This window comes from Bacteriovorax sp. DB6_IX (assembly GCF_000447775.1).
Classification (GTDB): domain Bacteria; phylum Bdellovibrionota; class Bacteriovoracia; order Bacteriovoracales; family Bacteriovoracaceae; genus Halobacteriovorax_A.
In genome coordinates this window covers 1-244 of sequence record NZ_AUNJ01000244.1, presented here as the reverse complement: position 1 = coordinate 244, position 244 = coordinate 1, and the positions used below count along the sequence as shown (strand labels likewise).

General features: G+C 34.4%; 1 protein-coding gene. It reads left to right on the top strand.

Annotated features, from left to right (window positions below):
• A partial coding sequence (locus M901_RS07310; protein WP_034721160.1) for a hypothetical protein occupies positions 1–244 on the top strand: 244 nt, incomplete at both ends.

Here is a 244-nt window from a genome sequence, read left to right as displayed (position 1 = left end):
GAATGTTAATGAGGCCTTTTCTTTTGTTAAGAAACTAAAAGAGAAGGGACTTCTTTATTACTTTGAGCCACAAGTAAAATCCCTTGTTGGAGAAGAGGTTAAGATTCTTGTTGAGTATTCAGGTGTAAAAGAAAGGGCTCTCGAGGTCTTAGGGAAAATGATTTCTGAGCAAATTGCAGATAATAGAGTCGTAAAGAGAAATGGAGAGCTTCCATTTGTATTTAATATTGAAGATATGACAAAA